The organism is Staphylococcus sp. 17KM0847 (genome assembly GCF_013463155.1).
In the GTDB taxonomy this organism is placed as follows: Bacteria; Bacillota; Bacilli; order Staphylococcales; family Staphylococcaceae; genus Staphylococcus.
On record NZ_CP040781.1, the window covers coordinates 1,083,641 to 1,107,772 of the forward strand.

Consider the following 24,132-nt stretch of genomic DNA (forward strand, 5'->3'; position numbering starts at 1 on the left):
TGATGTTTGAAATACCATTGCAAGAGGCAAAGCAACGATTTATTGATCACTTACTTTCACAATACACTTTTAAATCTCGCATTAGCGTTTGGTTGTTAAATTATTTAAAAGCAACACCCCAGTTGTTAGATATGATTTATTTTGTCGATCAAACAGTCGAACATCATCCAACACTTGAAATTGCTACTGTTGAATCTGGAGCAAGTGGCGTGGTGTACTATCGTGATGAAGAGCATTTGATAAATATGGATACTATATTTTATCGCATAATCCAAACAACAGATCGTGTCGATATCAAAATACACCTTAATGATAATGGCAATCGAGATCATCTACTGGATCACATTTTATTGTACCAATTGCTTGATACACAAGGTCATCCAGAGTATCTTAGCGATTTGTACTATGTAACATTGTCTAAAACGACTGAGCAACAACTTTTAAAACTATTGACCGCTCAGATTGATATGAGTTTAACAACATACGATGCGGCGTCATTTTATCATTTAACACGTCTTCGTAATACACTTAAGCTCCGTCAATAAATACAATTTTTATATAAATGAGGTGTTGTTATTAGATGATCTGTAAATCAACAATACAATCATTCCTTTATCATAAGGGGATTTTAGCTGTATTAATATGCTTTAATATTTTAGGCACAATTTATGGCTATATTTGGTATGGTGAACAACTTTCAACGACATCATGGTATTATTGGCCATTTGTACCAGATAGCCCAACCGCTACTCTATTTTTATCAATCAGTTTACTTTTTATGTTCGTTAATAAAACATCTGCAATAGTTGATACATTAGCTTTTGTAACATTGATTAAATATGGCATTTGGGCAGTCATTATGAACGTTATGCTCTTCACCGTCGATCATACAATATATATAACAGGATTAATGCTTATCTGTTCACATGCCGTAATGGCAATTCAGGCTTTTCTATTCTTGCCAAGATTTCATTTTACTTTTCTAAGCTTCGGACTCACAATGGTATGGGTGTTCCACAATGATATGATTGATTATGTCTTTCACCAATATCCCGTTTATGGTTCGCTCACCCATTATGAGATGACAATCGGTTATATCGCTTTTTGGCTCTCAATATTGCCGTTACTTATTGTTTTATGGCGAATTTCACAACAGTGGAGTAAATAGTTTGACCGTCTTTCACGAAGCACGTAGAATATATGTTATAAGGAGGGAACATAATGTCTTTAATATCTTTAATTATTTATTTTGTAATACTTATGATCCTCCCAATGTATGCACAATACAGTGTTAAATCTAACTATGAAAAATACTCAAAAGTTAGGTCTACTAGTGGCAAGACGGGACGAGAAGTAGCATTAGAAATATTACATGCAAACGGGATATACGATGTCGATGTAAAAGAGGGACAAGGCTTTTTAACCGATCACTATGATCCTAAAAATAAAGTAGTTGTCTTATCTCCAGCAAACTATAATCGCCCAAGTGTGGCAGGTACTGCAATTGCTGCCCATGAGGTCGGTCATGCGATTCAACATTATGAAGGATACTTTTTCTTACGATTCCGTACAGCATTGGTACCAGTTGCAAATCTAGGCAGTTCATTGTCGTACATCTTCATTATGATTGGTTTTGTACTCACAATGATGAACATGGCGATCGGTACTTCTGCATTATGGATTGGTATTTTCTTAATGGCATTTGCGGTATTGTTTTCAATTGTGACATTACCTGTTGAGTTTGATGCTAGTAAGCGCGCAATGAATCAAATCCAACGCATGAATATTGTTAATGAAAAAGAATACAAGCATGCAGGTCGTGTATTACGCGCTGCTGCAATGACATACGTTGCAGCAACTGCAGTAGCAGTAGCAGAACTATTACGTTTTATTTTAATTGCACGTTCTGCAGAATAGAGAATATGATAGATGTAAAGGCTGAAACGGAATGTGTTTCAGTCTTTTTCTATTAATAGGAGCGCTTCTCTTTTGTGTCTTCAATTATCAAATTATGTGCAACATCTCATGACATTGATAACATTGAAAGTGGTTGTGACTTCAACTGTCATTTTTGGAGTTATATGGCATTAATTTTGTTCTTTAAATGGCACAAAGCAGGTAAACAGTTATATGATTGTCTACCTGCTTTGTTTTATAACGTTTCTCTAATTATCCTATAAATTGAAGTCCTACTTAATCTCGTCATTTGAGCAATTTCTTCACCTGTATATTTATCGCTATCATATAGTTGTTTAATATTTTGCTTTTGGCTTTTTTCAATTTTTTGAGGCCGTCCTCCTTTTGAATTTCCCTTTTTCCATATTGCTTGTCTTAGAACAAGTAAGGAAGTCCAATTAATGATTACAAGCTTACCCATGATGAATGAAGCAATTGGGAATCCATTATTAGATAAATTCATGAAGGATTTAATCATTCAAATTTTAGCAATGATTTCAGAACAAGAAAGAAATGAAAGTAAACGTAGACAAGCTCAAGGTATTAAAGTAGCCAAAGAAAAAGGGAGATATAAAGGGAGACCTTTTCTGTATTCTCCCAATGCTAAAGACCCACAAAAACGTTTGGTTTATTACCGAGTTGTTGAGTTACTTGAACAAGGTAAATTTATAAGTACTATAGCTAAAGAAGTAGGTATTACATACCAAACTATATATAGAATTAAAAACAGTAGATAAAATAACATAGATATTAATCTATATAGATGTTAATCTATTAAATGTCTAGGAGGTATATTCATGTCTTATAAAGAACTATCGACAATATTAAAAGTCTTATCAGATCCAAGTAGGTTGGAAATACTGGATTTACTATCTCGTGGTGAGTTATGTGCTTGTGACTTGCTAGAGCATTTTCAATTTTCACAACCTACATTAAGCCATCATATGAAGTCATTAGTAGATAACGAGTTAGTGACTACACGAAAAAATGGTAATAAACATATGTATCAACTTAATCATGCATTTTTAGATTATATTAATCAAAACTTAGATATCATTAACACATCTGACCAAAGCTGTGCATGTAAAAATATGAAGTCAGGTGAGTGTCAATGACAATTTTAGCAATTGTGATTTTTCTTTTAACTTTAATCTTTGTGATATGGCAACCAAAAGGTTTAGATATTGGTATTACAGCTTTAATTGGAGCTGTTGTTGCGATCATTACGGGAGTCGTAAGTTTTTCCGATGTATTAGAAGTAACAGGTATTGTTTGGAATGCTACCTTAACCTTTGTAGCTGTTATTCTTATTTCATTAATATTAGATGAGATTGGATTTTTTGAATGGTCTGCGATACATATGGTCAAGGCTTCAAAAGGTAATGGATTAAAAATGTTTGTTTTTATCATGATATTAGGGGCAATTGTAGCAGCATTTTTCGCCAATGATGGTGCAGCTTTAATCTTAACGCCCATTGTATTAGCGATGGTAAGAAATCTAGGATTTAATAAAAAAGTGATTTTTCCTTTTATTATTGCCAGTGGTTTTATTGCAGATACTACATCACTGCCCTTAATTGTAAGTAACTTAGTTAACATCGTTTCTGCAGATTACTTCGATATTGGGTTTATTGAGTATTTTAGTCGCATGATTATTCCTAATATATTCTCTCTGATTGCTAGTATTCTCGTTTTATGGTTATATTTCAGAAAATCTATACCTAAAACGTTCAATACAGAAAATCTTTCAGATCCTAAAAGTGTAATCAAAGATCCTAAATTATTTAAGCTTTCATGGATTGTATTAGCAATACTGCTTGTGGGTTATCTTGTTAGTGAGTTTATTCAAATCCCAGTATCAATCATTGCTGGTATCATTGCTCTTATCTTTGTAATATTAGCTCGTAAATCTAAAGCAGTTCATACAAAACAAGTCATTAAAGGCGCACCATGGAATATTGTTGTATTCTCTATTGGTATGTACCTTGTTGTGTTTGGACTAAAAAATGTAGGTATTACAACGATTCTTGGGTATATCCTAACAAATATTTCAAGTTATGGGTTATTCAGCAGTATCATGGGTATGGGCTTTATAGCTGCTTTCTTATCTTCAATTATGAACAACATGCCAACTGTTTTAATAGATGCAATAGCTATTGGTCAATCCAGTGCTACAGGAATATTAAAAGAAGGTATGGTTTATGCGAATGTCATAGGTTCTGATTTAGGACCTAAAATTACGCCAATTGGTTCTTTAGCAACATTATTGTGGCTACATGTCTTAACACAAAAAGGTGTGAAGATTTCGTGGGGAACATACTTTAAAACTGGAATTATCATTACTATTCCAGTCCTATTTGTAACACTTTTAGGTTTATACCTTACGCTAATCATATTTTAAGAAAAGAGGCCTTAATTATGGATAAGAAAACAATTTATTTTATATGTACAGGAAACTCTTGTCGTAGCCAAATGGCTGAAGGTTGGGGAAAGGAAATATTGGGTGAAGATTGGAATGTCTATTCTGCTGGTATTGAAACACATGGTGTTAATCCTAAAGCAATAGAAGCTATGCAAGAAGTAGATATTGATATATCAAACCATACATCAGACTTGATTGATAATGATATTTTAAAACAATCCGATTTGGTCGTAACGTTATGTAGTGATGCAGACGATAATTGTCCTATTTTACGACCAAACGTTAAAAAAGTACATTGGGGTTTTGATGATCCAGCAGGTAAAGAATGGTCAGAATTCCAACGTGTTAGAGATGAAATAGGTAATACAATTAAAGATTTTAGTAAAAACATCAAGTAGATACTTGATGTTTTTTACTACTAATTCACTGATTTCAAACTTAATAAATTAATTGACAAGAGTATTTATACACATTAAAATCGGATTACGATATCGTTATTCGATTTTAACTAAGGAGAGATATATTGAAAAGTAAAATACAACGAAAACTATTTTTAGGATTTATCTATATTCATATATTACATCATGCAAACGAAGATAAAATATATGGGGCTTGGATGATTAAAGAATTAGAAGAACATGGTTATAATATGAGTCCTGGGACCCTTTATCCAATATTTCATACACTAGAAAACGAGAACCTTTTAAAAAGTACCACGAAAACTGTAAATGGAAAAAATAGAAAATACTATTCAATAACTCCAGAAGGTGAAAAGTTTTTAGAAGAATCTAGAGAAAAATTAAAAGAGTTAACCAATGAAATATAAGGAGACCTTTATGTATAAATATACAAATATTTTTTTTGTTGCATTAAAACTTGGTTTATTATCATTCGGTGGACCTACTGCCCATTTAGGCTATTTTTATGATGAATATGTAAAAAAAAGAAAATGGCTTGATGAGAAAGAGTATTCTGATTTGGTAGCACTATGCCAGTTTTTACCCGGTCCTGCAAGTAGCCAAGTAGGTATTGGTATAGGAACTATAAGAGGCGGCATCGGAGGAGGTATTATCTCATTTATCGGATTTACGCTCCCATCTGTAATTATACTAATGATTTTTTCAGCGCTATTTACAAATAGTGATGTAAGTTTCACTTGGATGCAAGGTTTAAAACTAGTAGCTGTTGCTATTGTAGCCCAAGCTATTATAGGAATGGGTAAAAAATTAACAAACACCAAAACCACTATTGCATTAGCATTATTTGTTCTTATATTATCGTTAGTAATAAATAATCTTTATATACAAGTCATTGCACTATCAATAACTGGTGTATATGGTCTCATCTTTCTAAAACAAACATCAACAGATAGAACTAAAATAAAAAACAAATCATTTAAGTTACCTAAAAAATTAGGTTTTGTTTCATTATCATTATTCTTTTTACTATTAACTGTATTACCTATCGCTAGTTCTATGACAAATAATCTATGGTTAAAAATGTTTGATAGTTTTTATAGATCAGGTTCTTTAGTTTTTGGAGGAGGACATGTTGTCTTACCTTTATTAGAAAATGAGTTTGTACCATCAGGATTAATATCACCCGATAACTTCATAACGGGTTATGCTGTTGCTCAAGCTGTACCCGGACCGTTATTTACGTTTGCTTCATACATTGGTATGTCTATAGAAGGGATTGGAGGAGCAATTTTGGCTACTATTGCTATTTTCCTACCAGCATTTCTTTTGTTATTTGGAATTTTGCCATTCTGGGATAATATTAAATCTAATATTTATGCTGAAGGATTTTTAAAAGGGATAAGTGCAGGCGTAGTTGGTATTCTTATTGCTGCTTTTTATAACCCAATTTGGACTTCAACCATTAAATCAGAATTAGATTTTGCTTTAGCCAGCTCATTGTTCATATTATTAATGTATTTTAAATTGCCTTCTTGGGCTATTGTTTTGGTAGGTATTATTTTAGGTGTTTTATTTTATTAATATAAATCAATGAATATAAATAATAATTAAAATACTTATATTCTATACGAGTCTGGGACATAAATCTCAGGCTCCTTTTATAACTTTATAAACTAAACACTATAAATAATATTAATTTATTTAATATTATTTATGCCATTTAAAGAACAAAATTTGTGCCATATAACTCCAAAACTGATATCAACTTAAATCAGTTCTTATTAAATGAAAATAACATTGATTTATATGAATGTATCAACTAAAGAGGCAATGGATAAGGTGTTCATTACAATGATGCGTACATTTACTGAATTGGAGGCTAATTTGTTAAGTGAATATACAAAAAGGATTAGCATCTGTCAGATTTAGAGGGGAAAAAGGTGCGACTATATATGATATCATCCACAGAAGATGGATAATCTATTAATATACATACCAAAAATTTATTTGTAGTTGAATGATTCGTTCAACTTTAGTTTTATCGAAGCTGGATAAATTGCCGATTACTAGTTAAATCATGTAAGATAAGGGAGAATGTTAAAAAGAAAGAGGTCATATCATGTCAAAATCTATGGTTGAAATGCAACGAGAAGTGGACGACTATATTTCACAATTTAAAGCCGGCTATTTTTCACCACTAGCCAATTTAGCACGTTTAACTGAAGAAGTGGGGGAACTGGCGCGTGAAATTAATCATTATTATGGTGAAAAACAGAAAAAAGCGAGTGAAATGCCAAATACAATTGAAGCGGAACTCGGAGACAACTTATTCGTCTTACTTTGTATTGCAAACTCGTTAAATATTGATATGACAGAAAGTTTTAATCAAACAATGGACAAATTTAATACGCGTGATAAAAATCGCTTTGAAAGAAAATAAGGAGGATTTCTATGAAGATTGGAATTACTTGCTATCCTTCCATTGGTGGTTCAGGAGTTATTGCTACGGAGTTAGGCATTCTGATGGCAGAACGCGGACACGAAGTTCACTTCATTACATCTAATATGCCTTTTCGTCTAAACAAACCCATTCCCAATATTACATTTCATCAAGTTGATGTTAATCAATATGCAGTATTTCAGTATCCACCATACGATATTTCATTAAGTACAAAAATTGCAAATGTCATCAACGAATACGATTTAGACGTTTTGCATATGCACTATGCTATTCCACATGCAATTTGTGGTATTTTAGCACGTCAAATGTCTGGTAAAGATATTAAAATCATGACTACATTACACGGCACAGATATTACTGTTTTGGGTTATGATCACTCATTGCGTAACGCGATAAAGTTCGGTATTGAACAGAGTGATGTTGTAACAAGTGTGAGTACATCGCTTATGCAAGAAACCTATGAAATTATTAAACCTAACAAGGACATTGTACCTATTTATAATTTTGTCCGTGAATCTGAATTTCCTACTGGCTATAATGCGCAACTCAAACAAAGCTACGGTATTCAACCAGATGAAAAAGTGATGATTCACGTTTCAAACTTTAGAAAAGTAAAGCGTATCGATACGATTATAGAGACATTTCATGCTGTACGTCAGCAAATGAAAGCAAAGCTACTACTGATTGGAGATGGACCTGAACTGCAAGATATGAGAGAGAAAGTACGTCACCTTAATTTATTAGATGATGTGCTCTTTTTAGGTAAACAAGACTGCATGAGCAACTTTTACCAAATCTCAGATATTGTCTTATTAATGAGTGAGAAAGAAAGTTTCGGTCTAACATTACTCGAAGCGATGAATACAGGTGTAATACCTATTGGAACTCGTGCTGGAGGTATACAGGAAGTTATTAAACATGAAAAAACAGGGTATTTAGTAGATGTTGGGGATAGTCAGCTCGCAGCACATTATGCCATAAAACTACTGAATGATCCAAAACTGTATCAAACATTACAACAAAATATGCTCAAAGATATAGAACAACGCTTTCACTCTTCTATTATTGCAGATCAGTATGAAAAGTATTATCTTCAAATGCTAGGGGATACCCAACATGAATAATAAAATCATATTTCTTGATGCACTTCCAATAATGCAACGCTTGATGGATAACGGGTATGATGCATACTTTGTTGGGGGGGCTGTTAGAGACTACATTATGCATCGGCCGATCAATGATGTAGATATTACGACAAGTGCAACTCCCAACGAAATTGAGTCATTGTTTGATCATACGATTCCTGTTGGTAAAGAACACGGCACGATTAATGTGGTTTGGCAAGGAAGCAACTATGAGGTAACGACTTTTCGTACGGATGGTGCTTATTTAGATCATAGACGCCCGAGTGAAGTTTTTTTTGTACGAGATCTATATCGAGATGTTGAACGTCGTGATTTTACAATCAATGCTATTGCAATGGATCATCAATTTCAGCTGGTCGATTATTTTGAAGGTCAACAGGACATTCAAGCGCAGATTATTCGTACAGTAGGTCATCCTAAAGATCGTTTTGATGAAGATGCATTACGTATATTACGAGGGTTACGCTTTCAATCGCAACTTGGCTTTACGATTGCGCGCGACACATATCATGCAATGAAAGAAAATGTAGCAGATATTGAATATCTCGCAATTGAACGCATTATGATTGAGTTAGAAAAATTATTACACGGCTCACATGTTTCTCAAGTATTTGCATCTTTAAGTGACCTTAATATTTGGCACTATTTGCCTTACTTTAGAGAGGTCGATATGCGTGCAATACGTATTAATATACCATTAACACTCTCACAGTTTTTAGCGATTGTTATGTACTGTACACACCATGAAACTGGATTAAAACAACTCAAACGTAGCAATGACGAAATAAAAGCTGCACAACATCTTGTCCATGCTTTAAAAGCTGCGCAACAACTCGACTCCAAACGATCTTTAGCACAATTTGTTTATGACTTTGGATATCATACAGCAAGAGAACTGCTAGCACTACAAGACATTTTTGAAGTCAATAACATTACACAGCCAACACCAATTATTTTTAATTTACAGATCATTGAAGAAGTCTTTCAATCACTTGTTATTACTAATCGTACACAACTCGATATTAATGGCAAAACATTAATGACTGCACTCGCTTCAAAACCAGGACCATGGTTAAAAACTGCTTTGCGAAGCGCTGAATGTGCAGTTGTACAACGTAAAATTCCAAATCGTGAACAAGAAATTATTGAATGGGTGAAAACAAATGTCAAAATACCGTAATGCGATATTGACACTCTTAACAGAAGTCCAACCACAATATATATCCGGGCAAATGATTGCAAATCAGCTCGATATCTCTCGTATGACCGTCAAAAAAGTGATTGATCAACTCAAAACAGAAGGTGTTTCTATTGATTCTGTTCATAATAAGGGACATCGTTTAAATTGTTACCCTGCTTATTGGTATTTAGGCGTATTAGAGGCCTGCTTAAAAAAACAACAACTCGTTGATACAATTCAAGCATTTCCATCTGTTACTTCAACACAAGATGTCGCCAAAAAAGCACTTGTAGGTCATACTGAAACGATGCTCATTGTTAGTGACGAACAAACAGGAGGTAAAGGGCGCTTTAAACGACCATGGCAATCTACAAAAGGACAAGGCATATGGATGACACTTGTATTACGTCCTGACATTCCTTTCTCTATGCTTACCACTTTTAACTTGTTTATTTCGCTTGCTATTTGTCATACAATTCAACGCTATGTCAAAGATAAAGTTCAAATCAAATGGCCCAATGACATTTACATTGGTGAGCGTAAAGTATGTGGCTTTTTAACAGAGATGGTCGCAAATGCTGACAGTATAGAAGCAGTTATCTGTGGTATCGGTATCAATGTTAATCAGCAGGAACATGATTTTGACGAAGATTTGATACATACGGCAACCAGTCTACGTTTACATCGCGAAACACCTGTGGAACGTTATGCATTGCTACAAGATCTTGTTACAGAAATTGAACAGCGTTATCATCAATTTTTAAGTACACCATTCCACACAATTAAACAGGAATATATCGATGTCTCTAATATTTGGAATCGACGTTTACGCTTTACAGAAGGACGTAAGCAATTTTATGGTAAAGTTATTGAAATGGATGATGATGGCTTTTTACATGTCGTCGATGAAACAGGCAATATACATCGCTTAATGAGTGCAGATATTCATTTTTAACACCTCAATGATATAGAAAGGAGGTCAAAAATATAATGAAATATACACGCTATGCCGTTGTTGACTTAGAAACAACAGGTAATCAAACGGATCAAGATGATATCATCCAAATTGGGATTGTATTTGTTGAAAATAAGCAAATTATCGACACATACCATTCTATGATTAAAACAGATCAAGATATCCCTGCATTTATTCAAGCACTGACGTCTATTGAAAACAATATGTTACAACAAGCACCTTATTTTCATGATATCGCACACATCATTTTTCAACAGCTACAAGGATGTGTATTCGTCGCACATAATGCTCATTTTGACCTCAACTTTTTGACAACAGCTTTTGAAAAGTGCCATATTCAATATCAACCTAAAAGTGTGATTGATACTTTAGAGTTGTTTAAAATCGCTTTCCCAACAGAAAAAAGCTATCAACTGAGTGAACTTTCAGAATCACTCGGTATTTCACTCGAACAAGCCCATCGAGCAGACGAAGACGCTAAAACAACAGCACGTCTCATGATTAAAGCTTTTAATAAATTTGAATTACTACCACTTGATACAAAAAAGCAACTGTATTATTTAAGCAAGCAACTTAAGTTTCAGCTCGATAATTACTTTTTTGAACTCGTGCGTCAACATCAACCTGCTCATACATTGGACGGTCTATCACAGTACGAACAATTGTATTACAAAGTATTACCAGATTTAGAAGAAAAACGTATTGATTTTACAGATTCACTTAAAGCATTCTATCAATACATTATTACACGTACGAATTATCAATATCGTGAGGATCAACTTTATCTCGCTGAAGTGATATTCAATCAATTATTGCATAATGACAATGCGCTGATTGAAGCATCAACAGGTAGTGGAAAATCTCTTGCTTATCTCATAGCTGCACTCATGTATTATATAGAAACAGGAGAGCATGTCATTATATCTACAAATACAAAACTATTACAATATCAGTTGTTATATCATGACATTCCACGTATTAATCAAGCACTTAATACACAAATTAATGCCGCTTTAATCAAAAGTAAACGTGACTATATCTCTTTAGGTCTTATTCAACAAATATTGAAAGATCGTGTAACCAACAATTATGAAGTCGATTTACTTAAAATGCAGTTGCTCATATGGATTTTAGAAACAAACACAGGAGACATACAAGAACTCAATTTACGTGGTGGCGTAAAAATGTATCTTGATCAAAAAATTGAAACCTATATCCCTATGCACAAAGATATACATTACTATCAATATATTCGTAATAATGCACATCACATTCAAATAGGGATTACCAATCATGCACATCTTTTACACGCTACACATGATCATACGATCTATCAATTTTTCAATCATTGTATTGTTGACGAGGCACACCGCTTACCAGATTATGCATTAGATTGTGTTGTTCATAAAATAAGTTATTCGGAGATTAAATACCAACTTGGGCTGATTGGCAAAACAGAAAATGAAAAGTTACTTTATCAACTCGACCAGTTGGAGCAACGACGGACTTTAGAAAAATTAAATATACCACATATAGATATTTTAACGATTAAGCAAGATATCAATGTTTTACACGATATGAATGAAGCCATGTTTGACTATCTATTTGATAAAATTCAAACCTTACATATTTACGAAGATGAGTCATCTAAATTATCTTATGTATTTGATTTACAAAGTTCTGAACTATTATCTTATTTAAAACGCATGATTCATCATATACATAAGACACTTGAACATTTTAATAATATGAAACATAAAACTGTAAAAACCTTTAGAAAACAATTGTTGCATATCGTATCACAATTTAAAACAGTTGAAGACGGACTGAAAGCCAATCAGCTTTTTTATATTTCTATTAAAAATATTCATCAAAAATCTACAATTCAATTGCATATTAAAAGTTCAAGTGTTAAAGATGTTTTGACAGATAAGCTGCTTCATGCCTTTCAATCACTGACATTTATTTCAGGGACATTAACATTCAATCAATCTTTTGATACTTTTAAAAATTGGTTTCACCATGAATCATTTCATTTTAATACGTATCAACTACAACCTGTACATCAACAATATCGTAATGGTCATATTTTTATCCCTAAAGACATTGCATCTTTTGACTACCAAAACTACGACAGTTATATTGAAACGATTGTGTCCTATATTGCACGCTATGTGATTACAGTGAATGGTAAATGTCTGGTGTTATTTGCAAACTACAAAATGCTATATCATGTTATGGAATATTTAAATGAACTTTCTACATTTGAAGAATATGTCATTTTAGCGCAACAACAAAGTCAAAATTATAAAATTGTTCAACAGTTTAATCATTTCGATAAAGCCATACTACTCGGTACATCCAGTTTCTTTGAAGGATTTGATTATCAAGCACATGGGATTAAGTGCGTAATGATTACTAAATTACCATTTATGAGTCAATATTCAACACAACCTTTGTTGTTGCGTGATGAGTTTGAAAACGTATTTAAAGACTATATTTTACCTGAAGCCGTTACACGCTTCAAACAAGGATTAGGTCGATTGTTACGAAATGAAACAGATAGAGGTATTGTTGTGTCTTTTGATGATCGTCTTATCAACAGTCATTATCGGCACTTCTTCCAACAAACATTAGAGCCATACCATCAGCATCAAGGGGATATTGAACAGTTTGAAAATTTATTAACACATCTCAAGAAAGACACCAATACCCAAAATCGATAAGTCGCTAACTTTATACCGTATGCTCTAGATGTGTGCTTTGAGTTTTGTTAAAATAATATCAGTAAATAAATTAGGAGATTAGTTATGAAGACAACAATTAAAGAAGCAAAAAAATACATTGGTCAAGAAATCACGATTGGTGCATGGCTTGCCAACAAGCGTTCTAGTGGTAAAATTGCGTTCCTTCAATTACGTGATGGTACTGGCTTTATGCAAGGTGTCGTTGTGAAATCCGAAGTTGACGAAGATGTTTTTAAATGTGCAAAATCATTAACACAAGAATCATCTGTTTACGTAACAGGTGAAATCACTGAAGACAACCGTTCTGACTTAGGTTATGAGATGCAAGTTAAACATATTGAAGTCATTCATGAAGCACATGACTATCCGATTACACCTAAAAATCACGGCACAGAGTTTTTAATGGACCATCGCCATCTATGGTTGCGTTCTAAAAAGCAACACGCTGTTATGAAAATTCGTAACGAGATTATCCGTGCAACATATGAATTTTTTAATGTTAATGGTTTTACTAAAATTGATCCACCTATTTTAACAGCAAGTGCACCTGAGGGAACAAGTGAGCTCTTCCATACAAAGTATTTTGAAGAAGATGCCTTTTTATCTCAAAGTGGTCAGCTTTATATGGAAGCAGCTGCAATGGCACATGGTAAAGTTTTTTCTTTCGGTCCAACATTCCGTGCTGAAAAATCTAAAACACGTCGTCATCTTATTGAATTCTGGATGATTGAACCCGAAATGGCCTTTACCAATCATGCTGAGAGCTTAGAGGTTCAAGAAAATTATGTTGCTTTTATCGTGCAATCTGTACTTAAAAATTGTTCGATTGAGCTTAAAATATTAGACCGTGATACATCTAAGCTTGAAAAAATATGTGCACCATTTCCACGTATCACTTATGATGATGCCATTAAATTTTTACATGAAGCAGGATTTGATGACATTGAATGGGGAGATGACTTTGGCGCACCTCATGAAACAGCAATCGCCAATCATTACGATTTGCCTGTCTTTATCATCAATTATCCAACAAAAATCAAGCCATTTTATATGCAACCGAATCCTGAAAATGAAGATACGGTTTTATGTGCAGACCTTATTGCACCTGAAGGCTATGGTGAGATTGTTGGTGGCTCTGAACGTATTAATGATTTATCACTACTAGAGTCTCGTATTGATGAACACCAACTTGATCCTGAAAGTTATCAATATTACTTAGATTTGCGTAAATATGGTAGTGTCCCACATAGTGGCTTTGGATTAGGTTTAGAGCGTACTGTGGCATGGATATCTGGTGTAGAACACGTACGTGAAACATCACCATTCCCACGTTTATTAAATAGACTATATCCTTAATTTTGAATTGATAAAACCCCATTGAAAGATGTGACTCTTACATTTCAATGGGGTTTATAGCGCTTCAATTCAAATACTACATTGTTTAAATAAAATGAGATATGATAAAACATAAACGGATAAAAAAGGGGAGAGTCTTTTGAATATTGAAGAATTACAAAAACGACCTTTTGTCTGTCGATATGAACTACTAGAACATTATGAACAGTTAGGTTTAAACGAAGCCGATTTAATTATTTTGATGAAATTGTTATATACTTATGAATCAAATCATGAGCAACCTGCTATTGAAGTTTTACAACATGGAACAACGATGCAATCCAAAGAAATTACGATGATTATCCAAAAACTTGTACAACTCGGTTTATTAAATATGCATGTTGAAAAAAATGCGGATGGTAAGTTTGCAGAATATATGGACCTTCATGGTTTTTACGAACAGTTTACGCAATTATTGAAAAATATCTCTACCCAACGTATACAACAAGATAAAGACCAGACATTCCAGCAACTTTTCCAAAAAATAGAACAAGGTTTTGGTCGTGGACTTTCTCCCGTAGAGATTGAACATTTAAATCAATGGATTGATGTAGATAAATATGATTTGGCACTGATTAATGCAGCTGTCGACGAAGCTTTCGCACATCATAAATCGAGCTTAAAATATATTGATCGTATTTTATTGAATTGGGAGAAAAATAATGTACGCACTGTTGAAGATTCTAAGCCCATTCGTGCTCAATTTAATCAATCCACACACCATCCAACAAAAAAAATAGAAAACTTTCCAAAATTTGACTGGTTGAAAGGGGAGAATCCATTTGCTGAGTAAGAAAAAAGCTTTATCCATGATTGATATTATTGATGAAATGTTTCCAGATGCTGAATGTGAATTGATACATGATAACCCTTTTGAGCTTACAATTGCGGTACTCTTATCCGCACAGTGTACGGACAATACAGTGAACAAGGTCACAAAAACACTTTTTCAAAAATATCACACACCTGAAGACTATTTAGCCGTGTCTTTAGAAGAATTGCAAAATGATATTCGCTCTATTGGACTCTATCGCAATAAAGCTAAAAACATCCAAAAATTATGTCAATCATTAATTGATAAATTTAACGGTGAAGTGCCAAGTCAGCATGAGCAATTAGTTAGTCTTGCCGGTGTAGGTCAAAAAACAGCCAATGTCGTTATGAGTGTCGCATTTGGTGAGCCTGCACTTGCTGTGGATACACATGTTGAACGTGTTTCTAAACGTTTAGGCATTTGTCGTTGGAAAGATAATGTTACAGAAGTAGAAAGACGCCTGACATCAATTATTCCTAAGTCACGTTGGACAAAAAGTCATCATCAACTTATCTTTTTTGGTCGATATCACTGTTTAGCTAAAAAACCAAAATGCGATGTTTGTCCGCTGTTACCCGATTGCAGAGAAGGGCAGAAGCGTTATCGTGCTTCACAACGTCTATCAGGAGGTAATGCTTCATGACACTATTGAAGACTATGACACAGCTAGAAACATCATTGGACGTACTTGCTCAACAACGTAAAATTGGTCATCCTGAAAGTATCTCTTTATTAGATGATTACTATACAGCGCTCATGCAATACTTTTGTATGATTAATGATATCGATTGTTTAGAGAACGATACTGTTTTAAAAGTTCAACCGTTTAATTTTCAAGAACGCTTAGACTATATTCAACAACGCAAACATCATTATATGGGCTATCAGCAAATGAAAACACTCAAAACTGAATTAGTTAAGATGTATGCTGCATATCGTGCAAAGCAACAACGTTAATATAATAAAACCCTTCTTATATGGTATTCACATACCATATAAGAAGGGTTTTGTTTAGTTACCGAAGATTTTTTTGAAGAAACCTCCATTGTTATTATTATTGTTATCATTTGAGTTGCTATTATGACTATTGCTCAAATTTTGGTTACTATTGTTAGAACCTGTATTAGAACCATTGCTTGATTCAGTAAAGTTACTTGTTGTATTACCGTCTGGTGCTTGTGCAACATATAAACTTCTACCACTTCCACCAACGGATGCAGGTTGTTCAAAATCTAAACCATCTTGCGGGTTAATATCTCCCATAACATCTTTGAAGAGATATTGTGGTAATTTTTGTTCCGAACTACCAACGAATGAGTTTTCACCATATGCTTTCACCTTACTAAAGCCCATCCATATAGACATTGTATAACGTGGTGAATAACCTGAAATCCATACGTCTTTGGCAGCTGAATCCGGTAAACTGTACTCTTGATATGTTTGTTCACCATAAGTACCTGTACCTGTTTTAGCTGCAACATTTACACCTGAAACATCGTTACCATATGCTGAACCATACGTGTCAAATGTACCTTTTAAAATTTGTGTAATCATATAAGCCGTGTAGTCATTCATTGCTTTATGACTCGTGTGATCAAACTCGATCGTATTACCATTTGCTTCTACTACTTTACGAATAGAGTGGGCTTTATTATATGTACCACCATTCGCAAATGAGGCATAGGCAGACGCAAGTTGTGTAGGCGAGAATTCAGATGATGAACCACCGAGTACCTCGGAAGGACCAATATCTGTATTTTCGTATTCCAGTCCAACTTTAGCTGAGAAATCTGTTGGCGCATTAGCACCTGCTTGCTCTTTAACTTGTTGCCAAGTCTTAAGTGCTGGGATGTTGAAACTTTGTCGCAACGCATCATAAATCGTCACAACACCATGACTTTTCTGATCGTAGTTGCGGAAAGCACCACCATTTAAGTAGTACACCGATTCATCTTGTATAGAATGATTGGTTGCCCATTGTAAATTATCAATCGCTGGTCCATAGGCTAAGAATGGTTTTAATGTTGAACCAGTAGGGTGTACATCTGTTGCTTGGTTGCGCTGTACAACATCTTTGTAGTTACGTCCACCAGAAATGGCAGCGAGCGAACCTGTTTGACTATCAACAATCGTTGCACCTACTTGCTGTTCATCATTTTTATAGTAACTACCATTATCTATACGACTTTGTAGCGCTGTTTGAACATCTTTATTCATATGTGTATAAATTTTAACGCCACTGTTTAATATATCGGATAAATTGCGTCCTTTGAATTCTTCATTACCCATTAACTCTTGTTTTACAAAGTTGAGGTACGAATCATATTCTTGATCACTCGTATCTGGTTTAACCTCACGCTCATCCGCTGTACGTTCTACTAAGTTTGTTGTAATTGGTGTATCTTGTGCTTCTTTCTTTTCTTTTTCACTAATGCGATTATGATAAGCCATTAAGTACAATACGGTATCTTTACGCTTTTCAGCTTCTTCAGGATTATCATAAATATTATACGTGTTAGGAACTTGAGGTAGACCTGCAAGATATGCTGATTCAGCTAAATTCAAATCTTTTAAATCCTTATCAAAATAATATTTAGCTGCTGCCTTCACACCATACACACCATCTGAATAATAAATCTTATTCAGATACATTTGGAAGATTTCATCCTTAGAGTATTCTTGTTCCAAACGATACGAGAGGTAAGCTTCTTGTGCTTTACGCTCAATAGACTTTTGATCTGTTAAAAATGTTCTTTTAACAACTTGTTGTGTCAAAGTCGATGCCCCTTGTGAACCAAACCCACCTGTAACATTTTTAAGCACTGCGCCAAATAAGCGCTTATAGTCTAGCGCACCATGATCATAGAAGCGGTTATCTTCTGTTGCTAAAACAGCATCTTTCATCTGGTCTGGAACATCTTTCAGATCAACATGTTCACGTCTCGCACCATTATCCAGTGTTTTGATAAGTGTATCATCTTTATCGTATACTTTAGCTGGACTTGGGTCTTGTAACTTCGCCTCATTAAATGCGGGTGCTTTCCATGCATAATACGCAAAAAGTAAAACACCCAGTAACGCTAAAATCACAAAAGCTAATACACAAAAGCTCAACACTTTAATTATTGTACGCTTAATGTTTCTATTCTTTTTTTGACCGGTCTTCTTTTGTGAACCATTAGAAGACGCTTGTTTCTCCGTCATACGCGGTCCTCACTTTCATCTAATATCAACTTATCAACAGCATTAAGATAATTTAATCTCGGTTGATACTGATAAGGAATATAGTAACCATTTTCTTGCACTTCTTCAACTGAAATTGACTTTTTAATACGATCTAGATACCTTTTCCAAAACGGCATAAACGCTTTAAATGATAATAAATACGTCTCATCTCTTCCTTTAAAACGTAATAATAGAAAGGCAATGCCCCCGTGTTCAGCAACCTGTTTCATGTGTTCAACCTGATGCTCATGAATGTTTTGAAGGGGAAAAGATGTCTTATTGGCCGTTTCTTTTGCTTCAAAGTCTACATAACGACCTTTGTAGACACCATTATAATCAGTTGTCGAAGGCGTTCTAAAGTAAGCCTCTTTAATAACTGCTTTACTTCGTTTAGGATAGTCAACGTGTACAACTTGAATAGGTGTTGGTTTTTTATGAATAACAGCTACATTTTGCTTTAAATAGTGCTTGTTTGAACGCTCAATATCCTTTTCAAGCGACATACCACGTCCACCATAGTTAATTGTACTGGATTGAGAGCCAGAATGACCTCCGACTTGAGTCCTAACTGGTTTAAAAGGCTTACCATTTGGATAGTTCATAGCTTCACCTACATTCCATGCGTTATGTCCTAACAACATCAATAGGTTAGGTGGTTTATGAATACAAGCATTGTACGATTCATAAACTGTCATTATTGTAACATAGATGTGTTATATCCGTTACCCTAAAAGCGTGTGTGCATCGTTTTTGTTTGGTTTTATGTTACGATGTAGACACAAGGAGGGGACAATATGACAAACTGTATTTGGCATTTACTTTTAACAGACATCGTTGCGATTGAAAAACATTACACTATGGTACGATCTGGCACGACTTTTGACTTTTATGATGATGTCGTACCATTTGTTCAAACCATAGACGCACACTTACTACATTTTCAAAATACAGTACCGCCTGATAGCATTCAAACATCCCCTCAATATACAAGAATTATTAATTTATTAAAAACTTTGTCAGTCGTGTGTCACGATGTGCGTACAAGTAAAAAACATTTTTATGATCAGCTTAAAACAGTTAAACACGACGTTCTATTTTTACAGCAACAGGTAGGTAAATAATGTATGTATAAGACAATGTATATCACAGGATATAAATCATACGAATTAAATATTTTTAATGATGATGCACCCGAAGTTGTATATTTAAAAAAATTAATAACACACAAACTTGTGGGTTACATTGAAGAAGGATTAGAATGGGTACTTATACAAGGACAGCTTGGTATTGAGCTGTGGGCTGCCTCATGTGTACTTGAACTTAAAAAGATATATCCTGATCTAAAGTTAGGCGTTATTACACCTTTTACAAATCATACGTCTAAGTGGCGAGAGTCACAACAAATAATGTATCAGTCCATTATTGATCACGCGGACTTCGTCGATAGTGTTTTCCATAGTGACTTCAAAGGGGCATATCAATTTCAAGCAGCTGATCAATTTATGCTTGATCACACTGATATTACAATGCTTATTTACGATGAAGAACGCGAAGCAAGCCCCAAATTTTTTAAAAAGAAGTTAGTTGATTTTATAGAACAAACACACTATACTTGTGATGTTGTGACATTTGATGAAATTACAAGTTTTATCAATGACTTACAGTGGTCGGAAGAAATATGAATCAAATGAGGTGACATACATGTCAGATGTTTCGTTAAAGTTATCTGCAAAAGATATTTATGAAAAAGATTTTGAAAAAACAGTAGTAAGAGGCTATCGTCCGGAAGAGGTAGATGCCTTTTTAGATGATATTATTGTAGATTATCAAAAAATGTCAGATTTAAACAATGAAGTCATCAAACTCTCTGAAGAAAATCATAAATTAAAAAAAGAAATTGAAGACTTACGCATTCGTGTTGCATCAGGACGTCAACAAGATAGCAAAGGATTTGCAAGTCAAAGTACGGGTCAAAACAATAACGCCGACATTTTAAAACGTATTTCTAATTTAGAAAAAGCAGTATTTGGTAAATAATCATTGCTTTTAATAACTGAAATGATATAATTCTTGAAGTAATATTTTGGGTAATCGCTATAAATATATTTTATAGAGGAAAGTCCATGCTCACACAGTCTGAGATGATTGTAGTGTTCGTGCTTGATGAAACAATAAGTCAAGGCAATTGTTTTCAATTGACGGCAACGCAATAACCTAAGTCGATAGATAAGGTTATTATAGTTTGAAAGTGCCACAGTGACGTAGCTTTGATAGAAATATCAAAGGTGGAACGCGGTAAACCCCTCGAGTGAGCAATCCAAATTAGGTAGGAGCACTTATCTAACGGAAATCAACGTATAGATGAGGAAATATCTGAATAGATATTTCAGACAGATGATTACTGCCGGCGTACAAGTGGAGCTAGTACACGTTTGAAGTACTAAGGTACAGAACATGGCTTATAGAAATATTACAACTAGTCAATAAGGCTGGGGCATTTATGTGTCCCAGCCTTAAATATATAGAAACTTGAATGAAACATATAAAATGGGATAACCCATGATATATCTTATAAAATTAGGAGGTTTGTTATGTATCAATTATTAGCTGTATGCCCGATGGGACTCGAAGCAATTGTTGCAAAAGAAGTGCAAGATCTCGGTTATGAAACACGTGTCGAAAATGGACGTATATATTTTTCAGGAGATGCTAGTGCTATCGTTAAAGCGAATCTATGGCTGCGCACTGCCGATCGGGTCAAACTTATTGTCGGTCAGTTTAAAGCTACTACATTTGATGAATTATTTGAAAAAACAAAAGCATTGCCATGGGGGCATTTTATTCCTGCCGATGGTCAATTTCCTGTGCAAGGTCGCAGTTTGAAATCATCGCTCCACAGTGTCCCTGATGTTCAGTCTATTACTAAAAAAGCAATTGTAGAAAAGCTAAAATCAGACCATCATATATCAGGATGGCTAGATGAATCAGGTGCCAAATACCCAGTTGAAGTGAATGTATTGAAAGATCATGTACTATTGACGATTGATACGTCTGGCTCGGGTTTGAATAAGCGTGGTTATCGTCTCGCACAAGGCGAAGCACCCATTAAAGAAACATTGGCAGCAAGCTTGGTCAAACTTGCAAACTGGACAGGAGACACACCATTGATTGATCCATTTTGTGGTTCAGGTACCATTGCCATAGAAGCTTGCTTAATTGCTCAAAATATTGCACCCGGTTTTAATCGTTCATTTGTTTCTGAATCTTGGGATATTATCCCTGATGGCTTATATGATCAAAAACGTGCTGAAGCAGATGAACAAGCCGATTATGATAAAGATATCCAAATTTTTGCTTCTGATATTGACCCTGATATGATAGAAATTGCACGTCGTAACGCAGATGAAGTAGGGGTGGGCGATATTATTCAATTTGAAGTAAAAGATGTTAATACCCTCACAATTGATCATAAAGGTCCAATTGGATTGATTGGTAATCCACCGTATGGAGAACGTATTGGTGATCGTGATGAAGTAGAAGAAATGTATCGTTACTTAGGCAAACTCCTTCATCAACACCCAGAACTCTCTATGTATATCATGACGAGTCATAAAACGTTTGAATATCTTGTCAATCGTAAAGCAACAAAGCGTCGTAAACTTTTTAATGGCTATATCGAAACAACATACTATCAATATTGGGCACAAAAACATAAATAATCAAATACTAACAAGAAAAGAGGCGAAGTCAATGTCCAATATATCATCTTTTCAACGTGGTATAATTTATGCACTCGCAGCCTATATAATGTGGGGGATACTTCCGCTTTATTGGGCACTGATTAAAGATATCGATGCAGTAGAGATCTTAATGTTTCGTATTATATTCTCTCTTATTTTTATGCTGTTGCTCATCCCACTGTCTCAACAGGGAACACAACTTAGAGAAGACTGGAATAAACTCTATCAAACACCTAGAAATCTCTTAATCATCATTATTGCAGGCTATGTTGTAACTTTGAACTGGGGAACATTCATCTTTGCAATTAATGCAGGCTACGTTCTTCAAACCAGCCTTGGTTACTATATTAACCCACTTGTGAGTATTTTATTGGCAATGATTTTTTTCAAAGAACGTTTCAACAAATTGGAATGGTGTGCTATTATACTGGCTGCTGTTGGTGTACTTTATATGACTTTTAAAGTAGGAGAGTTTCCATTCATATCATTGATTTTAGCATTTTCATTCGGAATTTATGGCTTACTCAAAAAACTTGTCCCTTTGAATGCAATCAGTAGTATTACAATTGAAACAATCGCAACAGCACCTATGGCTATTCTATATTTTATTATTGTTGGACAAACACATGGATTGAGTGCTGGTATGAACCTTTCAACATTTTGGTTACTGTTTTCAGGTGTTGCTACTGCACTACCATTGCTTGCCTTTTCAGCAGGAGCTATTAGAATTCCATTATCGCTTGTTGGTTTTATACAATACGTGGGACCCACCCTTATTTTTATCAATGGTATCTTTGTATTTAAAGAACCTTTTAATATCGATCAATTTGTAACATTTTGTTTTATATGGGCTGGTATTTTTGTTTACGTGTTTTCTCAAATCCTCAAAATTCGACGTCGCCCTCAACCATTAAAATATCAAGACTAAATAAAGACCACTGAACATCTAACCTTTTCGATAGCGTTCAGTGGTCTTTAATTTATACACTTAATATCACCAAATATTTTATTTAAACCAAAACAATATAAATATATTTACTTTGTTTTGGTTTTTGTGTATAATTTAGATTAAATAAAAATAGAAAGTAGGTTTTTGTTGATGCTTAATAAAAATTTAAACAGGAAAATTAAAAATTTGGAACAAGACATCAAGAAATCAAAACATAGCACTGATTCGGAATATGTAAAAAACAAAAGAAAATATTATGATATGATTGAAAACGCACCTGCTGATGTAAAAGAAAAGATTGCTAACAGAGTTATACTTAATTTTTGCATTTCTTTTTACACTCTTTTGATTGCATATACTATTCTTATAGTCATCATTTCTGGAAAGTTAGATGTGCCTTATAGAATGGCTTATTTAACTTTTCTCATAGTGCTGGTTACATTTTGCTCGGAACCTTTTTCCAAAATGTTCACTCACAATTTTTCACAAAAATTTTTTAAGGAATATTTTGAAGTACCTCTAAATGTTTTTAAAATAACATTTTTTATTATTGTATTTATTTTATTAACTTGTATTTATACTGATGTATTACCTGTGCTACCAGAGTTACTCAAATCATTTGGTTTGTAACAATCATAGAACAAGGTAAGTTACCCTAAAAAAGCAAGCAAATGTCTAGCAATAGGTATGTGTCACTCCTCGT

Annotated in this window: 26 protein-coding genes, 1 other RNA gene and 2 pseudogenes; 26 read left to right on the forward strand and 3 right to left on the reverse strand. The window is 34.1% G+C overall.

Annotated elements, in window-relative coordinates; genetic code table 11:
* Window positions 1–2 precede the first annotated feature (2 nt).
* From FGL66_RS05180 to FGL66_RS05190, 3 genes are read left to right on the forward strand one after another with little or no spacing between them, the layout of a single operon-like run.
* Entirely contained in the window at window positions 3–545 is a 543-nt protein-coding gene (locus FGL66_RS05180; RefSeq protein ID WP_258007318.1) for a YpiB family protein, read from the forward strand.
* Between the two features lie 35 nt (window positions 546–580).
* Window positions 581–1,168 carry a DUF1405 domain-containing protein gene (locus FGL66_RS05185; RefSeq protein WP_180808780.1) on the forward strand — a complete coding sequence of 196 codons (588 nt, stop codon included), beginning with the start codon at window positions 581–583 and terminating at the stop codon, window positions 1,166–1,168.
* Window positions 1,169–1,221: 53 nt separating this feature from the next.
* Window positions 1,222–1,917 carry a zinc metallopeptidase gene (locus tag FGL66_RS05190; RefSeq protein WP_180808782.1) on the forward strand — a complete coding sequence of 232 codons (696 nt, stop codon included), beginning with the start codon at window positions 1,222–1,224 and terminating at the stop codon, window positions 1,915–1,917.
* A gap of 235 nt (window positions 1,918–2,152) precedes the next feature.
* Here the strand turns inward: FGL66_RS05190 and FGL66_RS05195 are convergent, their stop codons facing one another.
* Window positions 2,153–2,434: a helix-turn-helix domain-containing protein gene (locus FGL66_RS05195; protein ID WP_308413112.1), complete on the reverse strand. Its 282-nt coding sequence runs from the start codon at window positions 2,432–2,434 to the stop codon at window positions 2,153–2,155.
* Between FGL66_RS05195 and FGL66_RS05200 the strand changes: the two are divergent.
* The 16 genes and pseudogenes from FGL66_RS05200 to FGL66_RS05270 all read left to right on the forward strand — a co-directional run.
* A pseudogene (locus FGL66_RS05200) lies at window positions 2,343–2,693 on the forward strand (helix-turn-helix domain-containing protein); the annotation flags it as partial. The gene FGL66_RS05195 and the pseudogene FGL66_RS05200 sit on opposite strands and share 92 nt — an antisense overlap.
* Before the next feature lie 60 nt (window positions 2,694–2,753).
* Entirely contained in the window at window positions 2,754–3,071 is a 318-nt protein-coding gene (gene arsR / locus FGL66_RS05205) for an As(III)-sensing metalloregulatory transcriptional repressor ArsR (RefSeq protein ID WP_180808785.1), read from the forward strand.
* A complete protein-coding gene (arsB, locus tag FGL66_RS05210) occupies window positions 3,068–4,357 on the forward strand; it encodes an arsenite efflux transporter membrane subunit ArsB (protein WP_180808786.1) in 1,290 nt (429 codons plus the stop codon). The genes arsR and arsB overlap by 4 nt, the downstream gene beginning before the upstream one ends.
* A 17-nt stretch (window positions 4,358–4,374) precedes the next feature.
* Window positions 4,375–4,776: an arsenate reductase (thioredoxin) gene (gene arsC / locus FGL66_RS05215; RefSeq protein WP_180808787.1), complete on the forward strand. Its 402-nt coding sequence runs from the start codon at window positions 4,375–4,377 to the stop codon at window positions 4,774–4,776.
* 125 nt (window positions 4,777–4,901) lie between these two features.
* On the forward strand, window positions 4,902–5,204 hold the full coding sequence (locus tag FGL66_RS05220) for a PadR family transcriptional regulator (protein ID WP_180808788.1): 303 nt from the start codon (window positions 4,902–4,904) through the stop codon (window positions 5,202–5,204).
* A gap of 10 nt (window positions 5,205–5,214) precedes the next feature.
* Complete coding sequence (gene chrA / locus FGL66_RS05225; RefSeq protein ID WP_180808790.1) at window positions 5,215–6,378, forward strand: chromate efflux transporter; 1,164 nt, start codon at window positions 5,215–5,217, stop codon at window positions 6,376–6,378.
* Between the two features lie 216 nt (window positions 6,379–6,594).
* Window positions 6,595–6,739, forward strand: a pseudogene (locus tag FGL66_RS09950) (recombinase family protein); the annotation flags it as partial.
* 177 nt (window positions 6,740–6,916) lie between these two features.
* Window positions 6,917–7,237 carry a nucleotide pyrophosphohydrolase gene (locus FGL66_RS05230; protein WP_180808791.1) on the forward strand — a complete coding sequence of 107 codons (321 nt, stop codon included), beginning with the start codon at window positions 6,917–6,919 and terminating at the stop codon, window positions 7,235–7,237.
* Window positions 7,238–7,248: 11 nt separating this feature from the next.
* Window positions 7,249–8,382, forward strand: a complete 1,134-nt coding sequence (bshA, locus tag FGL66_RS05235; protein ID WP_180808793.1) for an N-acetyl-alpha-D-glucosaminyl L-malate synthase BshA — start codon at window positions 7,249–7,251, stop codon at window positions 8,380–8,382.
* Window positions 8,375–9,583 (forward strand): CCA tRNA nucleotidyltransferase, encoded by a 1,209-nt coding sequence (locus FGL66_RS05240; RefSeq protein WP_180808794.1) that lies wholly within the window; start codon window positions 8,375–8,377, stop codon window positions 9,581–9,583. Before bshA ends, FGL66_RS05240 begins: the two co-directional genes overlap by 8 nt.
* Window positions 9,567–10,538 (forward strand): biotin--[acetyl-CoA-carboxylase] ligase, encoded by a 972-nt coding sequence (locus FGL66_RS05245; protein WP_180808796.1) that lies wholly within the window; start codon window positions 9,567–9,569, stop codon window positions 10,536–10,538. Before FGL66_RS05240 ends, FGL66_RS05245 begins: the two co-directional genes overlap by 17 nt.
* A gap of 35 nt (window positions 10,539–10,573) precedes the next feature.
* Window positions 10,574–13,285 carry a helicase C-terminal domain-containing protein gene (locus FGL66_RS05250; RefSeq protein ID WP_180808798.1) on the forward strand — a complete coding sequence of 904 codons (2,712 nt, stop codon included), beginning with the start codon at window positions 10,574–10,576 and terminating at the stop codon, window positions 13,283–13,285.
* An 84-nt stretch (window positions 13,286–13,369) separates the two neighbouring features.
* On the forward strand, window positions 13,370–14,662 hold the full coding sequence (asnS, locus tag FGL66_RS05255; RefSeq protein ID WP_180808800.1) for an asparagine--tRNA ligase: 1,293 nt from the start codon (window positions 13,370–13,372) through the stop codon (window positions 14,660–14,662).
* Window positions 14,663–14,801: 139 nt separating this feature from the next.
* Window positions 14,802–15,494, forward strand: a complete 693-nt coding sequence (locus FGL66_RS05260) for a DnaD domain-containing protein (protein WP_180808802.1) — start codon at window positions 14,802–14,804, stop codon at window positions 15,492–15,494.
* Window positions 15,484–16,158 carry an endonuclease III gene (nth, locus tag FGL66_RS05265; RefSeq protein ID WP_180808803.1) on the forward strand — a complete coding sequence of 225 codons (675 nt, stop codon included), beginning with the start codon at window positions 15,484–15,486 and terminating at the stop codon, window positions 16,156–16,158. The genes FGL66_RS05260 and nth overlap by 11 nt, the downstream gene beginning before the upstream one ends.
* A complete protein-coding gene (locus FGL66_RS05270) occupies window positions 16,155–16,472 on the forward strand; it encodes a YpoC family protein (protein WP_180808805.1) in 318 nt (105 codons plus the stop codon). The genes nth and FGL66_RS05270 overlap by 4 nt, the downstream gene beginning before the upstream one ends.
* Window positions 16,473–16,526: 54 nt before the next feature.
* On the opposite strand, the gene FGL66_RS05275 is transcribed toward FGL66_RS05270, so the two are convergent.
* Complete coding sequence (locus tag FGL66_RS05275; RefSeq protein WP_180808806.1) at window positions 16,527–18,719, reverse strand: transglycosylase domain-containing protein; 2,193 nt, start codon at window positions 18,717–18,719, stop codon at window positions 16,527–16,529.
* The gene (gene recU / locus FGL66_RS05280) at window positions 18,716–19,342 is read right to left on the reverse strand and encodes a Holliday junction resolvase RecU (RefSeq protein WP_180808808.1); all 627 of its coding nucleotides are present in this window, start codon (window positions 19,340–19,342) and stop codon (window positions 18,716–18,718) included. Before recU ends, FGL66_RS05275 begins: the two co-directional genes overlap by 4 nt.
* Before the next feature lie 192 nt (window positions 19,343–19,534).
* Between recU and FGL66_RS05285 the strand changes: the two genes are divergently transcribed.
* The 7 genes from FGL66_RS05285 (at window position 19,535) to FGL66_RS05315 (ending at window position 24,059) form a co-directional block, all read left to right on the forward strand.
* Entirely contained in the window at window positions 19,535–19,861 is a 327-nt protein-coding gene (locus FGL66_RS05285) for a DUF1798 family protein (RefSeq protein WP_180808810.1), read from the forward strand.
* Between the two features lie 3 nt (window positions 19,862–19,864).
* Window positions 19,865–20,422 carry an SLOG family protein gene (locus tag FGL66_RS05290; RefSeq protein ID WP_180808811.1) on the forward strand — a complete coding sequence of 186 codons (558 nt, stop codon included), beginning with the start codon at window positions 19,865–19,867 and terminating at the stop codon, window positions 20,420–20,422.
* Window positions 20,423–20,441: 19 nt separating this feature from the next.
* Window positions 20,442–20,777 carry a cell division regulator GpsB gene (gpsB, locus tag FGL66_RS05295; protein ID WP_180808813.1) on the forward strand — a complete coding sequence of 112 codons (336 nt, stop codon included), beginning with the start codon at window positions 20,442–20,444 and terminating at the stop codon, window positions 20,775–20,777.
* Between the two features lie 42 nt (window positions 20,778–20,819).
* An RNA gene (gene rnpB / locus FGL66_RS05300) (RNase P RNA component class B) lies at window positions 20,820–21,207 on the forward strand.
* A 124-nt stretch (window positions 21,208–21,331) separates the two neighbouring features.
* Window positions 21,332–22,459: a THUMP domain-containing class I SAM-dependent RNA methyltransferase gene (locus FGL66_RS05305; RefSeq protein ID WP_180808814.1), complete on the forward strand. Its 1,128-nt coding sequence runs from the start codon at window positions 21,332–21,334 to the stop codon at window positions 22,457–22,459.
* Window positions 22,460–22,490: 31 nt separating this feature from the next.
* Window positions 22,491–23,408 carry an EamA family transporter RarD gene (gene rarD, locus FGL66_RS05310; RefSeq protein ID WP_180808816.1) on the forward strand — a complete coding sequence of 306 codons (918 nt, stop codon included), beginning with the start codon at window positions 22,491–22,493 and terminating at the stop codon, window positions 23,406–23,408.
* Window positions 23,409–23,579: 171 nt separating this feature from the next.
* The gene (locus FGL66_RS05315) at window positions 23,580–24,059 is read left to right on the forward strand and encodes a hypothetical protein (protein ID WP_180808818.1); all 480 of its coding nucleotides are present in this window, start codon (window positions 23,580–23,582) and stop codon (window positions 24,057–24,059) included.
* Window positions 24,060–24,132: the final 73 nt, after the last annotated feature.

Excerpts from the sequence above, each read along its gene's own strand:
- FGL66_RS05305 (WP_180808814.1), top strand. The coding sequence starts at position 21,332 with ATGTATCAATTATTAGCTGTATGCCCGATGGGACTCGAAGCAATTGTT.
- FGL66_RS05245 (WP_180808796.1), top strand. The coding sequence starts at position 9,567 with ATGTCAAAATACCGTAATGCGATATTGACACTCTTAACAGAAGTCCAA.
- FGL66_RS05190 (WP_180808782.1), top strand. The coding sequence starts at position 1,222 with ATGTCTTTAATATCTTTAATTATTTATTTTGTAATACTTATGATCCTC.
- recU (WP_180808808.1), bottom strand. The coding sequence starts at position 19,342 with ATGAACTATCCAAATGGTAAGCCTTTTAAACCAGTTAGGACTCAAGTC.
- arsR (WP_180808785.1), top strand. The coding sequence starts at position 2,754 with ATGTCTTATAAAGAACTATCGACAATATTAAAAGTCTTATCAGATCCA.
- bshA (WP_180808793.1), top strand. The coding sequence starts at position 7,249 with ATGAAGATTGGAATTACTTGCTATCCTTCCATTGGTGGTTCAGGAGTT.
- FGL66_RS05290 (WP_180808811.1), top strand. The coding sequence starts at position 19,865 with ATGTATAAGACAATGTATATCACAGGATATAAATCATACGAATTAAAT.
- asnS (WP_180808800.1), top strand. The coding sequence starts at position 13,370 with ATGAAGACAACAATTAAAGAAGCAAAAAAATACATTGGTCAAGAAATC.
- chrA (WP_180808790.1), top strand. The coding sequence starts at position 5,215 with ATGTATAAATATACAAATATTTTTTTTGTTGCATTAAAACTTGGTTTA.
- FGL66_RS05195 (WP_308413112.1), bottom strand. The coding sequence starts at position 2,434 with ATGATTAAATCCTTCATGAATTTATCTAATAATGGATTCCCAATTGCT.
- arsB (WP_180808786.1), top strand. The coding sequence starts at position 3,068 with ATGACAATTTTAGCAATTGTGATTTTTCTTTTAACTTTAATCTTTGTG.
- FGL66_RS05230 (WP_180808791.1), top strand. The coding sequence starts at position 6,917 with ATGTCAAAATCTATGGTTGAAATGCAACGAGAAGTGGACGACTATATT.
- rarD (WP_180808816.1), top strand. The coding sequence starts at position 22,491 with ATGTCCAATATATCATCTTTTCAACGTGGTATAATTTATGCACTCGCA.
- FGL66_RS05270 (WP_180808805.1), top strand. The coding sequence starts at position 16,155 with ATGACACTATTGAAGACTATGACACAGCTAGAAACATCATTGGACGTA.
- FGL66_RS05180 (WP_258007318.1), top strand. The coding sequence starts at position 3 with ATGTTTGAAATACCATTGCAAGAGGCAAAGCAACGATTTATTGATCAC.
- FGL66_RS05240 (WP_180808794.1), top strand. The coding sequence starts at position 8,375 with ATGAATAATAAAATCATATTTCTTGATGCACTTCCAATAATGCAACGC.
- FGL66_RS05285 (WP_180808810.1), top strand. The coding sequence starts at position 19,535 with ATGACAAACTGTATTTGGCATTTACTTTTAACAGACATCGTTGCGATT.
- FGL66_RS05185 (WP_180808780.1), top strand. The coding sequence starts at position 581 with ATGATCTGTAAATCAACAATACAATCATTCCTTTATCATAAGGGGATT.
- gpsB (WP_180808813.1), top strand. The coding sequence starts at position 20,442 with ATGTCAGATGTTTCGTTAAAGTTATCTGCAAAAGATATTTATGAAAAA.
- FGL66_RS05275 (WP_180808806.1), bottom strand. The coding sequence starts at position 18,719 with ATGACGGAGAAACAAGCGTCTTCTAATGGTTCACAAAAGAAGACCGGT.
- FGL66_RS05315 (WP_180808818.1), top strand. The coding sequence starts at position 23,580 with ATGCTTAATAAAAATTTAAACAGGAAAATTAAAAATTTGGAACAAGAC.
- FGL66_RS05250 (WP_180808798.1), top strand. The coding sequence starts at position 10,574 with ATGAAATATACACGCTATGCCGTTGTTGACTTAGAAACAACAGGTAAT.
- arsC (WP_180808787.1), top strand. The coding sequence starts at position 4,375 with ATGGATAAGAAAACAATTTATTTTATATGTACAGGAAACTCTTGTCGT.